Annotated in this window: 14 protein-coding genes; 8 read left to right on the forward strand and 6 right to left on the reverse strand. The window is 52.8% G+C overall.

Annotated features, from left to right (window positions below):
* Nucleotide 1 precedes the first annotated feature (1 nt).
* A complete protein-coding gene (gene fepB, locus OGV52_RS04360; protein WP_046275114.1) occupies nt 2-958 on the reverse strand; it encodes a Fe2+-enterobactin ABC transporter substrate-binding protein in 957 nt (318 codons plus the stop codon).
* Nucleotides 959-1,145: 187 nt separating this feature from the next.
* Between fepB and entC the strand changes: the two genes are divergently transcribed.
* From entC to OGV52_RS04395, 7 genes are all read left to right on the forward strand, one after another.
* A complete protein-coding gene (entC, locus tag OGV52_RS04365; protein ID WP_287108137.1) occupies nt 1,146-2,321 on the forward strand; it encodes an isochorismate synthase EntC in 1,176 nt (391 codons plus the stop codon).
* A 33-nt stretch (nt 2,322-2,354) separates the two neighbouring features.
* The gene (entE, locus tag OGV52_RS04370; RefSeq protein WP_181546071.1) at nt 2,355-3,965 is read left to right on the forward strand and encodes a (2,3-dihydroxybenzoyl)adenylate synthase EntE; all 1,611 of its coding nucleotides are present in this window, start codon (nt 2,355-2,357) and stop codon (nt 3,963-3,965) included.
* A 13-nt stretch (nt 3,966-3,978) separates the two neighbouring features.
* Nucleotides 3,979-4,836, forward strand: coding sequence for an isochorismatase (locus tag OGV52_RS04375; RefSeq protein WP_153690631.1), 858 nt, complete (start codon nt 3,979-3,981; stop codon nt 4,834-4,836).
* On the forward strand, nt 4,836-5,591 hold the full coding sequence (entA, locus tag OGV52_RS04380) for a 2,3-dihydro-2,3-dihydroxybenzoate dehydrogenase EntA (protein ID WP_200051405.1): 756 nt from the start codon (nt 4,836-4,838) through the stop codon (nt 5,589-5,591). The genes OGV52_RS04375 and entA overlap by 1 nt, the downstream gene beginning before the upstream one ends.
* Before the next feature lie 2 nt (nt 5,592-5,593).
* Complete coding sequence (entH, locus tag OGV52_RS04385; RefSeq protein WP_029139447.1) at nt 5,594-6,007, forward strand: proofreading thioesterase EntH; 414 nt, start codon at nt 5,594-5,596, stop codon at nt 6,005-6,007.
* A gap of 184 nt (nt 6,008-6,191) precedes the next feature.
* The gene (cstA, locus tag OGV52_RS04390) at nt 6,192-8,297 is read left to right on the forward strand and encodes a pyruvate/proton symporter CstA (protein ID WP_016152202.1); all 2,106 of its coding nucleotides are present in this window, start codon (nt 6,192-6,194) and stop codon (nt 8,295-8,297) included.
* A gap of 63 nt (nt 8,298-8,360) precedes the next feature.
* Entirely contained in the window at nt 8,361-8,558 is a 198-nt protein-coding gene (locus tag OGV52_RS04395) for a YbdD/YjiX family protein (protein ID WP_019076244.1), read from the forward strand.
* 104 nt (nt 8,559-8,662) lie between these two features.
* On the opposite strand, the gene OGV52_RS04400 is transcribed toward OGV52_RS04395, so the two are convergent.
* Entirely contained in the window at nt 8,663-9,751 is a 1,089-nt protein-coding gene (locus OGV52_RS04400) for an oxidoreductase (protein ID WP_016155948.1), read from the reverse strand.
* A 132-nt stretch (nt 9,752-9,883) separates the two neighbouring features.
* Between OGV52_RS04400 and OGV52_RS04405 the strand changes: the two genes are divergently transcribed.
* Nucleotides 9,884-11,044, forward strand: coding sequence for a pyridoxal phosphate-dependent aminotransferase (locus OGV52_RS04405; RefSeq protein WP_287108139.1), 1,161 nt, complete (start codon nt 9,884-9,886; stop codon nt 11,042-11,044).
* Here OGV52_RS04405 and OGV52_RS04410 read toward each other — a convergent pair whose 3' ends face one another.
* The 4 genes from OGV52_RS04410 to dsbG form a co-directional block, all read right to left on the reverse strand.
* Nucleotides 11,045-11,662 carry an IbrB-like domain-containing protein gene (locus OGV52_RS04410; RefSeq protein ID WP_047501774.1) on the reverse strand — a complete coding sequence of 206 codons (618 nt, stop codon included), beginning with the start codon at nt 11,660-11,662 and terminating at the stop codon, nt 11,045-11,047.
* Nucleotides 11,647-12,870 carry a phosphoadenosine phosphosulfate reductase gene (locus OGV52_RS04415; protein WP_049282451.1) on the reverse strand — a complete coding sequence of 408 codons (1,224 nt, stop codon included), beginning with the start codon at nt 12,868-12,870 and terminating at the stop codon, nt 11,647-11,649. Before OGV52_RS04415 ends, OGV52_RS04410 begins: the two co-directional genes overlap by 16 nt.
* Nucleotides 12,871-13,019: 149 nt before the next feature.
* Nucleotides 13,020-13,940 (reverse strand): DNA-binding transcriptional repressor CitR, encoded by a 921-nt coding sequence (gene citR / locus OGV52_RS04420; RefSeq protein ID WP_287108141.1) that lies wholly within the window; start codon nt 13,938-13,940, stop codon nt 13,020-13,022.
* A 205-nt stretch (nt 13,941-14,145) separates the two neighbouring features.
* The gene (gene dsbG / locus OGV52_RS04425; protein ID WP_049282448.1) at nt 14,146-14,892 is read right to left on the reverse strand and encodes a thiol:disulfide interchange protein DsbG; all 747 of its coding nucleotides are present in this window, start codon (nt 14,890-14,892) and stop codon (nt 14,146-14,148) included.
* Between the last annotated feature and the right edge of the window lie 374 nt (nt 14,893-15,266).

Below are 15,266 nucleotides of genomic sequence, written 5' to 3' on the forward strand. Positions count from 1 at the left end.
ATTAAAAGAGAGCTGACAGACGTTGCAGCAGCAAGGTCGCGCTGTAGTAGTCGAGACGGAAGGTTTCCGTACCCAGGGCGTAAACACGTTTATTCTGCACGGCAGGCAGATGCGCCAGCAGCGGATTAGCATAAATGGCGTCGGCATCTTTGTTGTCGCCAGCGAACAGGAACAGCGCTTCGCCGTTCAGGCCAGCCGCCAGGTTCTCACCGCCAAGCTGGATGATATCGTGGCGTTTGCCCTGACTCTGGCTGGTGTGCAATCCGGCAGGCAGCGGTGCCAGGGTGAACCCTAACTGCTCCATCAGCTTGCCCTGCGCCGACTCAGGCGTCCACAGGTTGGCGCTGTGCGCTGCAGCGGTGTATACCAGCGCGCTGACCGGTTGCGGCGGCAGGGTAATACGCTGCTTGACCGCCTGCAGTTGCTTATCAAACTCGGCAATACGCGCAGCCGCCTGTTGCTCCTGACCGGTAATTTCACCTAACTGCGTCAGCAGCGCCTGCCAGCTTTTGTCGTCGTAATTAATGATGAGCGTTGGCGCAATGGTGGACAGCTGATCGTATAGCGCGAGGGCTGAATCTCCCCCGGTGGCGCTGATCAGAATCAGATCCGGCATTTGCGCCGCCACGGCCTCAGCGCTCGGTTCGCCGATATACAGGCGGCTCAGTTTGCGCGCTTTTGCCACTTCGCTCCACTGGCGTAAAAAGCCCTGTGCGTCGCCGATGCGATTGTTCGGCGTAGTGGCGCCGCTGGCGATGACCGGGGCATCAATTGCCAGCAGCGAGCCGGTGAGGGTGACGCTGGTGGAGACAATTCGCTGCGGCTTATGTTCCAGCGTATGCGTACCACGACTGTCGGTAACCTGACGCGGCCAGTCGGCGGCATAACCTAAAGAAATTCCTGAAATAGACAAACCTGCCAGTAAGAGCACGGTGCGGCAAAAAGAGGGGAGACTCACGAATCAGCATCCTGTTATCAGTATAAGTAATGCTTCTCATTTTCATTGTTAGTGGACAAGGATGCAAGCCAAAGTCGCACATTGTGCTGCCACAAGAGTTGACATACCGCCGCTTTGCTTTTAGGTTAGCGACCGAAAATATAAATGATAATCATTATTAGAGCTTTTATCATTTTTGGAGGATGATATGGAAACGTCACTGGCCGAGGAAAAAACGCAGACTATGCCGACGCTCGCTCCCGACAGTTTTTTCTTTATGTCGCCGTACCGTAGTTTTACGACGTCAGGATGCTTCGCCCGCTATGCGGAACCGGCAATTGATGGCGATTCGCCAGACAGCCCTTTCCAACAAAAAATGCATGCGCTGTTTGCTGATGCCATAGCGCAGGGTATCGCTAACCCCATCATGGTCGGGGCGATTCCTTTTGACACCCGCCAGCCGTCATCGCTGTTTATTCCCCAGTCGTGGCAGACGTTCTCCCGAACGGCGAAGCAGCAATCATCTCGTTACTTTAACGCGCATCAGTCGCTGAACGTCGTTGAACGTAAATCGATCCCGGAACAGAACTTCTTTGAAGATATGGTCGCTCGCGCGGCTGTGCTGACGGCAACCCCGGAAGTCGACAAAGTGGTGTTGTCACGCCTGATCGATATTACCGCTGATGCCAATATTGACAGTGGGGCGCTGCTGGAGCGCCTGGTGGCGCAAAATCCGGCGAGCTACAACTTTCACGTTCCCCTTGAAGACGGTGGCGTATTGATTGGCGCCAGTCCGGAACTGCTGTTACGCAAAGAAGGCGATCGTTTCAGCTCATTACCGCTGGCAGGCTCGGCACGTCGTCAACCGGACGATGTGCTGGACCGTGAGGCGGGCATCCGCCTGCTGGCGTCCGAAAAGGATCGCCATGAGCACGAACTGGTGACGCAGGCCATGAAAAATGTCCTGCGCGATCGCAGCCGTGAACTGCAACTCCCTTCTTCTCCGCAACTGGTCACCACGCCTACGCTCTGGCACCTCGGCACGCCGTTTGAAGGTAAAGCCAACGCGCAAGAAAACGCCCTGACGCTCGCGTGTCTGCTGCATCCGACGCCTGCGCTGAGCGGCTTCCCGCATCAGGTTGCGCGCAAACTTATCGCCGAGCTGGAGCCGTTCGATCGCGAACTGTTCGGTGGCATTGTCGGCTGGTGTGATGCCCAAGGCAACGGCGAATGGGTGGTGACGATCCGTTGTGCGAAGCTGCTGCGTAATCAGGTACGTTTCTTTGCCGGTGCCGGGATTGTTCCGGCCTCGTCTCCGGTTGCGGAATGGCGTGAAACGGGAGCCAAACTCTCCACGATGTTGAATGTTTTTGGACTGCATTAAGAGCCTTATTGACCAGGCCTCTAAGGAGCGATAATGAGTATTCCTTTCACCCGTTGGCCGGAGGAGTTTGCCCGCCGCTATCGTGAAAAAGGTTACTGGCAGGATTTGCCGCTGACCGACATTCTGACCCGTCACGCCGACAGCGACCATACGGCGGTGATCGATGGCGAATGCCACCTGAGCTATCGCCAACTGAATCAGGCCACTGACAATCTCGCCTGCAGTCTGCGCCGTCAGGGGATCAAACCCGGCGAAACCGCGCTGGTGCAACTGGGCAACGTGGCTGAGTTGTATATCACTTTCTTTGCGCTGCTCAAGCTGGGCGTAGCTCCGGTGCTGGCATTATTCAGCCATCAGCGAAACGAGCTTAACGCCTATGCCAAACAGATTGAACCGGCGCTGCTGATTGCCGATCGTCAGCATGCGTTGTTTAGCGGAGACGATTTTCTTAACGCTTTTGTGGCTGAACACAATTCAGTGCGCGTGGTGCAACTGCGTAATGATGAAGGCGAACACAATCTGCAAACGGCGATAAGCCAGCCTGCGACTGATTTTTCCGCCACGCCATCGCCTGCTGATGAGGTGGCCTATTTCCAGCTTTCTGGCGGGACTACCGGGACGCCAAAGCTGATTCCTCGTACCCATAACGATTACTACTACAGCGTGCGTCGCAGTAATGAGATTTGCCGCTTCACCGGGGAAACGCGTTATTTATGCGCGATCCCGGCGGCGCATAACTACGCGATGAGTTCGCCTGGCGCGTTGGGGGTATTCCTGGCTGGCGGCACCGTCGTGCTGGCGGCTGACCCGAGCGCCACCCTGTGCTTCCCTCTGATTGAACAGCATCAGGTTAACGTCACGGCGCTGGTGCCGCCAGCGGTGAGCCTGTGGCTGCAGGCAATTGCGGAGTGGGGGAGCAATGCGCAATTGGCTTCGCTGACGCTGCTACAGGTCGGTGGGGCTCGGCTTTCCGCCTCGCTTGCGGCGCGTATTCCGGCGGAGATTGGCTGCCAGCTGCAGCAGGTCTTCGGCATGGCGGAAGGGCTGGTGAACTACACCCGTCTGGACGACAGTCCTGAACGCATCATCAATACCCAGGGCCGCCCGATGTGTCCCGATGATGAAGTCTGGGTAGCAGACGCTGACGGCAACCCTTTAGCCGAGGGAGAAACCGGGCGCCTGATGACGCGTGGCCCATACACCTTCCGCGGCTACTTCAACAGTCCTGAGCACAATGCCAGCGCCTTTGACGCCAACGGTTTTTACTGCTCCGGCGATCTGATCGCCATCGATCGAGATGGCTACATCACCGTCCAGGGACGCGAGAAGGATCAGATCAACCGCGGTGGGGAGAAGATCGCTGCAGAAGAGATTGAAAACCTGCTGCTGCGCCACCCGATGGTGATCCATGCAGCGCTGGTCAGTATGGATGACGAACTGATGGGCGAGAAAAGCTGTGCCTGGTTGGTGGTAAAAGAGCCGCTGCGAGCGGTGCAGGTGCGTCGTTTTCTACGCGAACAGGGCGTAGCGGAATTTAAATTACCTGACCGCGTGGAGTGCGTTGAGTCGTTACCGCTGACTCCGGTTGGGAAAGTAGATAAAAAACAATTACGTCAGTGGCTGGCATCACGTTCACTGGCCTGAAGGAGAATAAGAGATGGCAATTCCTAAACTGCAGGCTTATGCGCTACCCACGGCGCTTGATGTTCCGGTGAACAAAGTGGACTGGGCGTTTGACCCCGAACGCGCCGCGCTGCTGATCCACGACATGCAGGACTATTTTATCGGTTTTTGGGGCGATAACTGCCCGATGATGGAGCAGGTCGTCGCTAACATCGCCGCACTGCGTCAGTACTGCAAAGAGCATAACATTCCGGTGTATTACACCGCTCAGCCGAAAGAACAGAGTGATGAAGACCGCGCACTGCTCAATGATATGTGGGGACCGGGACTGACGCGTTCGCCGGAACAGCAAAAAATCGTAGAGGCGCTGGCGCCGGATGAAGCGGATACCATTCTGGTGAAATGGCGTTACAGCGCATTTCATCGCTCCCCGCTGGAGCAGATGCTTAAGGAAACCGGACGTAATCAACTGATCATTACCGGCGTGTATGCGCATATTGGCTGTATGACCACCGCAACGGACGCCTTTATGCGCGACATCAAGCCGTTTATGGTTGCCGATGCGTTGGCAGACTTTAGCCGTGACGAACATCTGATGTCGCTGAAATACGTGGCGGGACGCTCCGGGCGTGTGGTGATGACTCAGGAATTATTACCGACGCCGGTACCGGCCAGCAAAGATGCGTTACGCAGCATTATTCTGCCGCTGCTCGATGAGTCCGAAGAGCCGATGGATGACGAAAACCTGATCGACTACGGACTGGATTCTGTGCGCATGATGGCGCTGGCGGCGCGCTGGCGTAAGGTTCATAGCGATATTGACTTCGTGATGCTGGCGAAAAACCCGACCATTGACGCCTGGTGGACGCTGCTCTCTCGCGAGGTGAAGTAATGTCTGGATTTGACTTCGCAGGGAAAACCGTCTGGGTAACCGGCGCGGGAAAAGGGATTGGCTACACCACCGCGCTGGCGTTTGTGAAAGCGGGTGCTGAGGTGACAGGATTCGATCGTGAATTTTCTCAGAATAACTACCCGTTTGCCACCGAAGTGCTGGATGTGGCGAATGCTGAACAGGTGGCTGAGGTGTGTCAGCGCGTCCTGCAAACGCGCGAGCGGTTGGATGTGTTGGTCAATGCGGCGGGTATTTTGCGTATGGGGGCCACCGATGCGCTGAGCATTGAGGAGTGGCAGCAGACGTTTGCGGTTAACGTTGGTGGGGCGTTCAATCTGTTTCAGCAGACGATGGCGCAGTTTCGTCGCCAGCAGGGCGGGGCAATCGTGACCGTCGCGTCGGATGCGGCGCACACGCCGCGTATCGGTATGAGCGCATACGGTGCGTCAAAAGCCGCGCTGAAAAACCTGGCACTGACCGTCGGTCTTGAACTGGCAGGCAGCGGTGTGCGTTGCAATGTGGTTTCGCCAGGCTCGACCGACACCGACATGCAGCGTACGTTGTGGGTCAGCGATGATGCGGAGCAACAGCGCATTCGTGGGTTTGGCGAGCAGTTTAAGCTCGGCATTCCACTGGGGAAAATCGCTCGTCCACAGGAAATCTCTAACACGATTTTATTCCTCGCCTCCGATCTGGCGAGCCACATCACGCTTCAGGATATCGTGGTGGACGGCGGCTCCACGCTGGGGGCATGACGATGATCTGGAAACGTCATTTAACGCTGGATGAACTGAATGCCACCAGTCAGAACACGATGGTGGCGCATTTAGGCATGGTCTATACCCGACTGGGGGATGATGTGCTGGAAGCCGAAATGCCGGTGGATAGCCGGACGCATCAGCCGTTTGGTCTGCTGCACGGCGGCGCGTCGGCGGCCCTGGCGGAAACATTGGGTTCGATGGCGGGTTATCTGATGACTCGCGACGGGCAGTGTGTAGTGGGTACGGAACTGAACGCCACGCACCATCGGGCGGTTGCGCAGGGGAAAGTGCGCGGCGTTTGCCAGCCGTTGCACCTCGGGCGTCAGAGTCAAAGCTGGGAAATCGTCATCTTTGATGAGCAGGGACGACGCTGTTGCACCTGTCGTTTAGGCACTGCGGTGATGGGGTGAGTCGCCCGACAAAGTAAAATGAAATTGCAGGGTTAACGGCTAAATGAAGTGATCCAGTTAACAATGCAATGTAAATACTCAGTGATACTTCGGGTTTACATGGTTGTCAGGTTGTTAAATTCGGAAAAGATGTTATAGAAACAAAATGTAACATCTCTCTGACCAGGACAACGGAAAACCAAGTATGAATAAATCAGGGAAGTACCTCGTCTGGACAGTGCTCTCCGTTATGGGAGCATTTGCCCTCGGCTATATCGCATTAAATCGTGGCGAACAGATCAACGCGTTGTGGATAGTCGTGGCGTCGGTCTGTGTCTACCTTATCGCTTACCGTTTCTACGGCCTGTACATCGCGAAAAATGTACTGGCGCTGGACCCGACGCGTATGACGCCTGCCGTGCGTCATAACGATGGTCTGGACTATGTTCCTACCGATAAAAAAGTGCTGTTTGGCCACCATTTCGCGGCGATTGCTGGAGCGGGTCCATTAGTTGGACCGGTGCTGGCGGCGCAAATGGGCTATCTGCCGGGTATGATCTGGCTGCTTGCCGGGGTGGTACTGGCGGGGGCGGTGCAGGACTTTATGGTGCTGTTTGTTTCTACCCGTCGCGATGGGCGTTCCCTTGGCGAACTGGTGAAAGAAGAGATGGGCCCAACGGCGGGCGTCATTGCGCTGGTAGCCTGTTTTATGATCATGGTGATTATCCTCGCGGTACTGGCGATGATCGTCGTGAAAGCGCTGACCCACAGCCCGTGGGGAACCTACACCGTCGCCTTTACTATCCCGCTGGCGATCTTTATGGGGATTTACCTGCGTTATCTGCGCCCGGGCCGCATTGGTGAAGTGTCGGTTATCGGTCTGGTATTCCTGGTGTTTGCTATTATTTCCGGTGGCTGGGTGGCTGAAAGCCCGACCTGGGCACCGTACTTTGACTTTACCGGCGTACAGTTGACCTGGATGCTGGTGGGATACGGCTTTGTCGCCGCTGTGTTGCCGGTGTGGCTGCTGCTGGCACCGCGTGATTATCTCTCTACCTTCCTGAAAATCGGTACCATTGTTGGTCTGGCGGTAGGGATTCTGATCATGCGTCCGACGCTGACCATGCCTGCGCTGACCAAGTTTGTTGACGGTACAGGCCCGGTCTGGAGCGGTAACCTGTTCCCGTTCTTGTTTATTACCATCGCCTGCGGTGCGGTCTCTGGTTTCCACGCGCTGATTGCCTCCGGCACCACGCCGAAGATGCTGGCGAATGAAGGTCAGGCCTGTTTTATTGGCTACGGCGGGATGCTGATGGAATCCTTTGTCGCCATTATGGCGCTGGTGGCGGCCTGCGTTATCGACCCGGGCGTCTATTTTGCGATGAACAGCCCGATGGCTGTACTGGCACCTGCCGGAACCACCGATGTGGTTGCGTCAGCGGCACAGGTTGTGAGCAGTTGGGGCTTTGTTATCACGCCTGATACGCTGCATCAGATTGCGAACGATGTCGGCGAACAATCCATTATCTCCCGCGCAGGCGGTGCGCCGACGCTGGCGGTGGGCATGGCGTATATTCTGCATGGTGCGCTGGGCGGCATGATGGATGTGGCGTTCTGGTATCACTTCGCCATTCTGTTTGAAGCCCTGTTTATTCTGACGGCGGTAGACGCCGGTACGCGCGCCGCACGCTTTATGCTGCAGGATCTGCTGGGCGTGGTGTCACCGGGTCTGAAACGTACTGATTCCCTGCCTGCGAACCTGCTGGCAACGGCGCTGTGCGTGCTGGCCTGGGGTTACTTCTTGCACCAGGGCGTGGTGGATCCATTGGGTGGTATTAATACCCTGTGGCCACTGTTTGGTATCGCCAACCAGATGCTGGCCGGTATGGCGTTGATGCTTTGCGCGGTGGTGCTGTTCAAGATGAAACGTCAGCGCTACGCGTGGGTGGCGCTGGTGCCAACGGCCTGGCTGCTGATTTGTACCCTGACCGCCGGCTGGCAGAAAGCGTTTAGCCCGGATGCGAAAATTGGCTTCCTCGCCATCGCTAACAAGTTCCAGGCGATGATCGACAGCGGTAATATTCCGGCGCAGTACACTCAGTCGCAGCTGACGCAGTTGGTGTTTAACAACCGCCTGGATGCGGGTCTCACTATCTTCTTCATGGTAGTCGTTGTGGTGCTAGGTCTGTTCTCCATCAAAACTGCACTGGCAGCACTGAAAGAGGACAAACCTACGTCGAAAGAAACGCCATACGAACCGATGCCTGAGAATGTCGAAGAGATCGTGGCGCAGGCGAAAGGCGCGCACTAATATTCTCTTAACCAACGAGCCCTCTCCTGAATGGGGAGGGCGTTTGTTCGACAGGGAACCACTATGTTTGAAACGCTCTCTAAAGCCGGGAAGTATTTAGGTCAAACCGCCCGATTAATGATAGGTGTGCCGGATTACGACAACTATGTTGAGCATATGCGCGTCACGCATCCGGACCTGACGCCAATGACCTACGAAGAATTTTTCCGCGAACGCCAGGATGCGCGCTACGGGGGGAAAGGCGGCGCGCGCTGCTGTTAATGCACTTCATCATTCAAGCTGCAGGCGTGTTCACCCTGGTCACTTACCTTTGTAAGCTCCAGGGGTTTCGCTGCGTTGCCGCCATCAGGCATCCCACACCATAATCACACCGTAAACGATTCTACTTTTTCGAAGGCTGCGCGCAGCGTCTGTGGCGTTAACGTTACCGGCAGCGCATGAATGGACTCCACCGGGCGCAGGGTGTGTGCAATCACGTTGTCGATTTCGGCGCGGTTGTTGATGTCCACGTCCAGTTGAGCCAACCGGGTTGGCAGGTTGAAGCGCTGATAGGCGGTAATTAACTGCGCCAGCACATCATCTTGTCCCAGCAGCGCGCTCTGCACCAGTATGCCGTACGCCACTTTGGTGCCATGCAAAAACTTCTCCGTTTGCGGGAGCACGGTCAGGCCATTATGTACCGAATGCGCTGCCGCCACGCGGGTGTAGCGCTCACCCAGACCGCCGACCATGCCGCCTCCGGCAATAATTGCATCCACCACATCGCAAAATGTGCGGCTTAACGTGCCTTGTTGCTTATCGACCAGCGCCTGTTCGCTGCTTTCCAACAGGACGTCGCGGATCGTCTGCGCAGCATGGATACCCAGACGTACGGTCAGAGGCAGGTTTTCCGGCTCAGGTGCGAGCACGACGGCCTCGTACCATTTCGCCAGCGTGTCGCCGATCCCCGCCAGTAAGTATTCTTCAGGCGCATTGAGAACGATCTCTGGCTCGACCAGCACGAGGAAATTGGCGTCAGCGAAAATTTCGAAATGCAGCGCCTGGCCTGCATCGTTGTACCAGACGGAGAGCGGTGTCCATGCGGCGCAGGTCGCTGCGATAGTAGGAATACCGACAAAAGGCAGACCCAGACGACGAGCCAGCGCTTTGGCTGTGTCGAGCAATGTCCCGCCGCCCACACCAATCACCACGCTGCGATTCTCTCCTGACTCTTTTGCCAGTTGAGTAACATCGGTTTCGCTGCAATGTCCCGTAAACAGCAGGTGCCTGGCATCGGCAAGATGAAATGCCTCAGGCAGATAAGGGCGAGCCGCGTCGATGGCGCGTTCACCGTAAACCCAGACGGCGCGTGAGAGTTGCTCTGCGGTGAAAAAATCGTTGAGTCTTGACAGGCTGCCGGGATGGGAAAAATAGTTGGCCGGGCCGGTGACGACGCGAATCTCGGTATTACTCATGTTGTGTTGTCCTTTTGGCTGTCCTGTCAATGCAGGTTATTTTTATATAGACGTCTGAACGTCTTGATTGCCAAATACTAGCATCGTGTTATAGTGGCTTCAACCACAACATCACCCGCTGGGATAACAATAATGAGTAATAACCCGCTGATTCCGCAAAGCAAACTGCCTAGTCTTGGCACCACTATCTTCACGCAAATGAGCGCGCTGGCGCAGCAGCATCAGGCCATTAACCTCTCGCAGGGATTTCCTGATTTTGACGGCCCACTCTTTTTGCAGGAACGTCTGGCGTATCACGTCGCGCATGGCGCAAACCAGTATGCGCCGATGACGGGCGTACAGCCGCTGCGCGAAGCCATTGCGGATAAAACCGCGCAGTTGTACGGCTATAAACCTGATGCGAATAGTGAAGTGACCGTGACGGCGGGGGCCACAGAAGCGCTGTTCGCCGCAATTACGGCGCTGGTGCGTCCTGGCGATGAGGTGATTTGTTTTGACCCGAGCTACGACAGCTATGCACCCGCGGTCGAATTATCCGGCGGCGTAGTTAAACGTATCGCGCTGCAACCGCCGTCTTTTCGCGTCGACTGGCAGGAATTTAGCGCTGTACTCAGCGAACGCACCCGACTGGTGATCCTTAACACGCCGCACAATCCTTCCGCCACCGTATGGCATCACGCCGATTTTGATGCCCTGTGGCAGGCAATTAAAGAACGCGAGATCTTTGTCATCAGCGACGAAGTTTATGAGCACATTTGCTTCGCCGGGCAAGGACATGCCAGCGTGCTGGCGCATTCACAGCTGCGCGAACGCGCCGTTGCCGTTTCATCGTTTGGGAAGACCTACCATATGACCGGCTGGAAAGTCGGCTACTGCGTTGCGCCTGCCGCCATTAGCGCTGAATTACGCAAGGTACACCAGTATCTGACGTTCTCAGTTAATACGCCGGCTCAGTTGGCGCTGGCGGATATGCTGCGGGAGGATCCAACACACTATCGTGAGTTGCCAGCCTTTTATCAGAAAAAACGCGATGTGTTGGTGAACGCGCTGCGTGACAGCCGACTGGAAATTTTGCCGTGTGAAGGCACCTATTTTCTGCTGGTCGATTACAGTGCCGTCTCCACGCTTAACGACGTTGAGTTTTGCCAGTGGCTGACCAAAGAAGTGGGCGTTGCCGCGATCCCGTTGTCGGTTTTCTGCGCCGATCCTTTCCCGCATAAGCTGATTCGCCTATGTTTTGCCAAGCAAGAATCGACGCTGCTGGCGGCAGCCGAACGTGTGGTTGCACTGTAGTTATTTTACTGTCCAGGCTTTGGAGAAGCGACGGTCGGCAAACAACTCTTGCAGACCGTTAATTTGTTTCAGACGTAAAACCTCATCGTCGTCCATACCTAACTCTTTACTGATTTTCTCTGCGCTCCATCCCAGTAGTGATAATTCACGAACGATTTCCGACATGGCATGAATTTTATGCCGCCCACGGGCACGGTTATGACGAATTGTCGCTGCCATGCGTTCATGGCGTTCACGCTGTAAACAGGTGACCGGCAGGTAGCCATGCAGGCGTGATTTCAGCGACGGTTTGCTTTTACCTAGCTCATGACGGTGGAAACCATCGACAATTTCGTATTCTTCCTCCGTGGAGTGAACTACCACGATGGGCTGCGTGAATCCGTCTGCTTCGAGGGATTTCTGCAGCAGCTTTTTCTCCGGAGGCGCAACGTTATTGGGGTTATAGTCATTGGGTGAGATATGCTCGTTTTTAATCCATAGTACACAGTCTACTGGCTCTTCGCGAAAAGGGCTGACGCTGTGGATAGCCATTCTGAATTGGTTGATTGCTTCAATTCGTTCTTCTTCTGACAGCCCAGAAAGAAAACCAGTGAGTTCTTGAGTTAGTCGGTGTTGCATAAGATTCCCCATTGCTGGCGTTTTATTTTCATGCGTTCATTATAACGTTGGTAGTTTTTGGGTTTTGTGGGGCTGAATGACAGCGCCCGGCACCAGTAGTCGTTATTCAGCAGGACTTTACAGATACGCCGCCATGACGGAATATCCGCTGAGCCAATATCTTTTTCCTGAGTTTGCGGGATATTGTCCATGCCCTTTTTCTTATACCACTGCAAATAGATGGCGATTTTATTGCGATAATGCTCAGCGGTCTTTTCCGGCATGCTGTTGAGCAGCAGCATGGCGTATTCCTGCCAGTTTAAATGTTCGGGTTTCAATATTTTGCGGTGCCCGTAAAAATGGTTGTCCTGACCGGCATAAATTCCGCCACTTTTTACACCGCTGACACGGGCGCACATGGTTGCCCAACGCTCGGGTTCAATGACGTGATATAGCCATAATCCCTGACGCTGTTCCGGGCCAAAGGGCTCACAAATACGCATGTAACGTGTCGGGACACCGGCCTGATACATGAGATTGTATAAGGGATTGCACGACATTCTGGTTTTTGCGAACCAGGTCCAGATATCGGCAGTTTTCCAGTCATAAATCGGGTAAATATACCAGGTATGCCCGCCGGGGGCGCTGGTGGTCCAGGGTTTATCATCGGCAAAGCGCTGCTTTTGCGAATTGGCAATGGCGACAAAACGATTATATGACTCATCGGCGCGGATCCCGACCATCATGCCGGCTGGACGTTTCTCTGAATACCAGTCAGCGAACTCGCGAACAAATTGTTCAAAGGTCATGCCGGGTTGATAGAAGGAGAAATACTCTGGATCGGTTATGGCATCCGTGGGAGGCTGGCGAACCCACGGAGTACCTGGTTCCCAACACTGCCATTCTGGCTGAAATTGAGAGAGGGAATTCTGGGTGGTGAGCGGTAAAGCCACCCAATAAAAGCGCTCGATGACATCAGAATAACGTGCACGAAGCGCCTCAACATAATCAATAGTGCAGGAAAACTGGGCTTCCCAGTCGATAAATAGTACGTCAATTTTTTTATGCAGTTGGCGTGCAAGCATAGCTGTCAGATGTAACATCAGTCCTGAATCTTTCCCGCCGGAGAAAGAGACACAAACCCGAGGCAGAGTTTCCAGCGCCCAGGTTATGCGCTCCAGAGCGGCGTCCAGCACGTTTTGATCAAGCGGGATTTTATAAATAGACATATTAAACTCATATCAAAATTATTATTTAAAACAATAACAAATGCTGACAATAAGATATGCTAATTTTTTCCAGGTGCAACGTTTTAATACATTCATGGTTATTTTGAATTGCCTTCATTCATAAAAATATAAAATGAATAGGTAAAGCTCTACTTGTTAGTCCTTTGGTCATTTTTATCATTTATTTTATTAATTAAATTAACGAAGCCAGTATTGTTGAGTGACGCTCTGTTATACATCAAAAATAAATTTATTTTGGGTAAGGGGATATCGATACGGATCTCTTTTAAATTAAATGAGCCGATATATTGTTCGTAAACATCTCTTGGTAACAGACCTATGATATCTGTGTTTGAAATAATATTAATGATCGTTATTAATGAGTCGCTGCGGAAGCCAATATCTCGATTAGCCAGCAATGCGCTGGTTTTTTGCCAGTATTCTTTAACGCCAGGATCTTCAGAGATAAGTTGCGTGAACTGTTCTTTTAATATTGTTTCAAGCGTACTTTCTCCATTAATTCTCGGATGGTTTTTGTTGCAAACTAATATTGTATCAGCAGTTTTAAATGGCGAGCATATTATCGAACGATTACTCACTGGAGCGGTAGCAATGACTAAATCTGCTTTTCTGTAAGCCAACAGATTTTCCGTGCTTTCAGCAGTGATCAGTATGTTATGGTGCTCAATTTCGACATGCGAGTCTTCTCTGAGAAAATGAATAACTTCCTCGATGTTGATAATGGTTGGCAGTTGTGGACAGTAAATAACGAATTTTTTCTTCAGACTGGAGTTATTCATGATGTTTAGTGTCTGCTCCAGACTGTTGAGGTTTTTCTCAAGATGATGATGGAGGTTAATCCCCATAATCGTTGGCGTTAGGCCTTTTCCGGAGCGGATAAACAGTGGGTCATTAAATTGTGTGCGTAGCCGTTGCAGTGACTGGCTAACGGCAGAGGGGGTGATATACAAAGTTTCGGCAGCTTTAGTGATACTCAAATGTTGATAAATACACTCAAAGATAACCAATAGATTGAGATCGAACTTTTTAAGGTCATAGAGGTTAGCCATACATACCTTCCTGTGATGGTCATGTTTTGAAAAATTTAATTCTGAAATATTTTAAGTTGTGAATATTCTTGTGATTTATGTTTGTGTGCTTAATGAATTATTAATTTAAACTAAAAATAGCACATGTTGCGTAATTTTGACCAAAAAAGTTAATTTAAATGAGTGATTGACATGGGAATGATAACAACCACTCATTTTTTCACATTTATTTATTACCCATGATAATGTTTAATTTCTCCTTATCCGGTAAGCCGACTTCCTGTTGTAACGTATCGTCTTTACTCATGTAATAGATAGCCGGCGTGACGTTGGCGCCTAAATCATCCATCAACTTTTGATTGATATTCAACACTTTCATCTGCTCCGGTGAGACGGAAGTCGGGATTTGTAGCTTCATTTTCCCACCGGATGCCTCATAGTCATGCCAGGTCTTGGCCGGATCTTTTGCGGCCAGAATCGCTGCGGCGGTAGCCGGGCTTTCGGGTTTAATTACGCCAACCAGTAATGTGCGCAACTGAACTTTACCTGAGTCCACCCACGGGCGAGCCTGCTGCCAGAACTGTTTGCAATAGGGACAGAAGGGATCGGCAAACACGTAGACAATGACCGGAGCCTCTTTTTTCCCGTCCAGAATCCAGGATGCTTTTTCCATTCGCTGCCACATTTCGCGCCCGGCAGGGGCGTAGATCTCTTTTTCTATCAGCGCATTACTGAGGTTTTCACCTTTTTCGTTATACATATAACCGGAAATGGCGTGTTTACCGTCAGGCGTAACATAGATAGTAACGCCCATATCCTGGTATTTTCCCAGGTAGCCCTTCATTCCACCCGGCGCGTCGAAGGGTTTCAGAATAGTAATGCCCTGTTTCTCAATAGCTTTAACGGGAGCAGGAAGTTCTTCGGCGTGCACCACGGCAGGAAGCAGGGTTAAGAGTAAGGTACGTTTAAACATTGATTTTCCTTATAAAATCAGAAGGAAAGGGGGCTAAGTTGCAAAACCTATCGCAGCCATAGGTAAGATCGACCGTCTGTCGATTGCCCTTTCTTGAGTGGGGTGATGTAATCCCAATCGCTGTTACGACCTTTGTTAAGGTAATGTAGAGCGCAACACATAGCCAGCCCTGCTGGCACTGACGTTACCTGCGGGTAGCTCGGGTAATGAGGCTCCCTGCAAAGGGGGCCTTTTTTACTTTTATCTTTAGGTTCACAACATGAGTTTGAGTGGGTTGTTAGTTAACGCTTATTGATTTGATAAAGGAAACGCATTAGCCCTGCGAAGAGATTTTCGTTAACTTATCTCTCAACGAAAACACGGAGGAAGTACAG

The organism is Citrobacter sp. Cb041 (assembly GCF_030336655.1).
Lineage (GTDB): Bacteria > Pseudomonadota > Gammaproteobacteria > Enterobacterales > Enterobacteriaceae > Citrobacter > Citrobacter braakii.

Bases quoted from the DNA above. Each gene is read 5' to 3' on its own strand.
- entC (WP_287108137.1), top strand. From the start codon at position 1,146: ATGGAAACGTCACTGGCCGAGGAAAAAACGCAGACTATGCCGACGCTC.
- entE (WP_181546071.1), top strand. From the start codon at position 2,355: ATGAGTATTCCTTTCACCCGTTGGCCGGAGGAGTTTGCCCGCCGCTAT.
- OGV52_RS04375 (WP_153690631.1), top strand. From the start codon at position 3,979: ATGGCAATTCCTAAACTGCAGGCTTATGCGCTACCCACGGCGCTTGAT.
- entA (WP_200051405.1), top strand. From the start codon at position 4,836: ATGTCTGGATTTGACTTCGCAGGGAAAACCGTCTGGGTAACCGGCGCG.
- entH (WP_029139447.1), top strand. From the start codon at position 5,594: ATGATCTGGAAACGTCATTTAACGCTGGATGAACTGAATGCCACCAGT.
- cstA (WP_016152202.1), top strand. From the start codon at position 6,192: ATGAATAAATCAGGGAAGTACCTCGTCTGGACAGTGCTCTCCGTTATG.
- OGV52_RS04395 (WP_019076244.1), top strand. From the start codon at position 8,361: ATGTTTGAAACGCTCTCTAAAGCCGGGAAGTATTTAGGTCAAACCGCC.
- OGV52_RS04400 (WP_016155948.1), bottom strand. From the start codon at position 9,751: ATGAGTAATACCGAGATTCGCGTCGTCACCGGCCCGGCCAACTATTTT.
- OGV52_RS04405 (WP_287108139.1), top strand. From the start codon at position 9,884: ATGAGTAATAACCCGCTGATTCCGCAAAGCAAACTGCCTAGTCTTGGC.
- OGV52_RS04410 (WP_047501774.1), bottom strand. From the start codon at position 11,662: ATGCAACACCGACTAACTCAAGAACTCACTGGTTTTCTTTCTGGGCTG.
- OGV52_RS04415 (WP_049282451.1), bottom strand. From the start codon at position 12,870: ATGTCTATTTATAAAATCCCGCTTGATCAAAACGTGCTGGACGCCGCT.
- citR (WP_287108141.1), bottom strand. From the start codon at position 13,940: ATGGCTAACCTCTATGACCTTAAAAAGTTCGATCTCAATCTATTGGTT.
- dsbG (WP_049282448.1), bottom strand. From the start codon at position 14,892: ATGTTTAAACGTACCTTACTCTTAACCCTGCTTCCTGCCGTGGTGCAC.